The organism is Caballeronia arationis, from assembly GCF_001544975.2.
Classification (GTDB): domain Bacteria; phylum Pseudomonadota; class Gammaproteobacteria; order Burkholderiales; family Burkholderiaceae; genus Caballeronia; species Caballeronia arationis.
The window spans coordinates 1-2,680 of sequence record NZ_FCOG02000336.1 but is presented as its reverse complement, the minus strand read 5'-3'; the positions used below and the strand labels follow the sequence as shown (position 1 = coordinate 2,680).

Here is a 2,680-nt window from a genome sequence, read left to right as displayed (position 1 = left end):
AAATGACTGATCACCTTCCTCCGGATTCACTGATCACGTTAAACCGGAATCGGTGATCACGTTCGCCGAAATACGCATTGATAGCCGCTTTCAAAGCCGTCCAGTCTGCTCCATTCTGTTCTGCATAAGCGAGCGCAAATCGCTCGATGGCCTTGTCGAACGCACTCGACTTTCCGCAATATCCGCTGAGCAACGCGGGGTCGCCCGCTTTCGCCATCGCCTGGGCGAGCGCATGTGCGCAGGAGACCGCATATTCGCCCAGATCATTAACATCGAAGGTGGTGAAGTCGAACGCGCCCTTCATGTCGCGCAATTGCCGCACGTAGAAGTCGTTACCCGTGTGGCACATCTTCGACCATCCGAGAAAAATGTCGCTAGCCGATTGCAGCAGACGCTGCCCGTTCACCGCACGCTGGCCGTGGTTGGGAAAATGGCTTGGCGGCAGGTAACCCTCCAGCACGGATGCCCGCGCCTCCTTGAGCTGAAGGAACAGTGGACACTGTCCGTCGGCCATGAAAAGCGCTTCGTAGCAGCGTGCCCCCACCGACCCGATACCCACCACGCGAATCGCCGCATCCACCAGTTCGTAGCGATCGAACAGTGCGCGCCTGTCATCGGGAAGCGTCAGGCGGTAGTCGGCGAAGAAGCGGCGGACCAGTCCGTCGTACTGTTTGCGATCGTGGGGACTCTCCAACGGCACGTGATAAACGAGCGGCGGCACGTCCTTGATGCGCAGCTTGCCGCTGACCAGTTCGGTTTGGTGCGTCATCAGGGAACGCGACGACTGCAGTCTCGCCTTCTCGATCACGGCCAGTTCTTTCCTTCTTTCCTCCAGCGAGTCGGCAATGGCCAGCATGCCCGCCGCCTTGAACTGGTAGTACCAGACGTCGAGTGTATCCATCCGACTGAACTCCGCGATCCGTTGCCGGAAGGTCTCGCAGAGCCGGCGCACCACACTGCATTGGTCACGCTTCGTAAATCCGCGTTCACGCGCGACAATCAAAAACGATGTAGCCAGCCTGCGCACATCCCAATCAAAGGGGCCGGGCAGCGTTTCGTCGAAGTCGTTGGGTCCGAAAAGAATGCGCCGCTCCGGGCTCGCGACCATGCGCCCGTAGCGAATCGGTATCAGTTCCGTCACCCGGCCCGCGTTGGACGCGTCGAGCAGCGCGATGGGGTCGCGCTTGTCGGCTTGTCGATGGTGTAGTTCGCCAGTTTCGCGCGCGGCACCTTGCTGCGCGCCGCTTTGCCCCGCTCGATGCGCGACGCCAACGAGCCTCGCCCCCCAAATAGCGTGGACGGGTCTCTTTGCGCTGCCCTTGTCCTTGGATCAGCGAGTTCTGTAGCAGGGTCGTTGCGTTTCGCGCTACCGGATACAGGCACGTATCACTCCCCTTCTCAGTTCATCGTGAAAGCGGCTTGGTTTCATTCTGGTTTGGCGTTTGGCGAACTCGCGGGTGCAGGTGGCGAGAGCTCGCCGAGAGCGTCAATCGCAGCATCTACCGTCACGAAGATCTCGCGATGGACGCCTTGCGCATGCAGCGCCTTATAACCTTCGATCTCACGCCGCACACCGGTCGGAAGTGCGACGGCCGCAACACCCACGCCCCGCTGGTCGAGCTCCCTCCCCAACTGGATCAAGGTCTTTGCCGCCGTGTAGTCGATATTGCTGATCTCTGTCGCGTCGATTACCACCCAGCGCAACGGCAAACTGGCCTCGTTGACAAGCTTCAGCACTTCTTCCGTGAAGCGGCCGGTGTTCGCATAGAACAGGTCCGCTTCGAACCGATAGACAACGATGCCGGGCGCCGCGAGCAAATTCGGCTCGACAGGATGCGAGACCCAACGGTCAGCGGGGCTGCGCGTCAATACACGCGTGCGCAGCCGGTAGCTATGCGCGCATGCGCGATCAGCGACAGCACGACGGCAGCGAGAATGCCATGCATCACATCGACAAACACGACCACGCCCGCCGCGAGCAACGCGACGACGAATTCGTCCTTCTGCATGCGATAGAGTTCGACCATGCCCTTCACGTCGATCAACTTCACGCCGATCATGAAGACGATGGCCGACAGCACGGCGGCAGGCAGAAGACTGAGCGGCCTTGTGAGGAACAGCAGCACCATCAGCACGATGACGGCCGTCGTCAGATGGGCAACCTGGGTGCGACCACCCGCATCGTCGACCATCTCGGTCTTGGTCGGACTGCCGTTCACGACGAAGGTGCCCGTGAACGCAGCCGCTGCGTTCGCGGTCGCGAGACCGATGATGTCGGCATTGTCGTCGCCCTTCTCGTTGTAGCGGGTGGAGTACGCGCGCGCCGTGGCCGCGCTTCGCGCGATGATGACGATGAAGCACGAGGCAGACGTCGCCAGCACCTGGTTGATCTCGTTCATATGCAACGGCGGCAGATATAACGACGGAAGCCCACCGGGCACTTCACCTGTTACCGCAATGCCATGCTCGGCGAATTTGAACACCGCGCTCCGACGATGGCACCGATCACGGCGATCAGCGCACCCGGCAAGCGCGGAGCCAGACGCTTGCAACCGACGATCACTCCAAGAACAACGAAGGAAAGCACGGTGGTCAGGTAATTCGTCGGTCTTGCAGAATCGCGCGAAGCCAAGCGCAGCGTGCGGATAGGTGCAGATAAGCAGTTGCGAAACTCCCAGTT

At 60.6% G+C, this 2,680-nt stretch carries 4 protein-coding genes; all 4 read right to left on the bottom strand.

Annotation, left to right across the window (positions count from 1 at the left end; genetic code table 11):
* Nucleotides 1-10: 10 nt before the first annotated feature.
* Nucleotides 11-1,141, bottom strand: coding sequence for a DUF2252 domain-containing protein (locus AWB81_RS41830; protein ID WP_062644375.1), 1,131 nt, complete (start codon nucleotides 1,139-1,141; stop codon nucleotides 11-13).
* Nucleotides 1,142-1,425: 284 nt separating this feature from the next.
* Nucleotides 1,426-1,818, bottom strand: coding sequence for a sodium-independent anion transporter (locus AWB81_RS47985; RefSeq protein ID WP_235026219.1), 393 nt, complete (start codon nucleotides 1,816-1,818; stop codon nucleotides 1,426-1,428).
* Between the two features lie 47 nt (nucleotides 1,819-1,865).
* Nucleotides 1,866-2,441: a SulP family inorganic anion transporter gene (locus tag AWB81_RS47980; protein WP_235026220.1), complete on the bottom strand. Its 576-nt coding sequence runs from the start codon at nucleotides 2,439-2,441 to the stop codon at nucleotides 1,866-1,868.
* 8 nt (nucleotides 2,442-2,449) lie between these two features.
* Nucleotides 2,450-2,680 (bottom strand): hypothetical protein (locus AWB81_RS47975; RefSeq protein WP_235026218.1); only part of this gene is annotated, 231 nt, incomplete at its 5' end.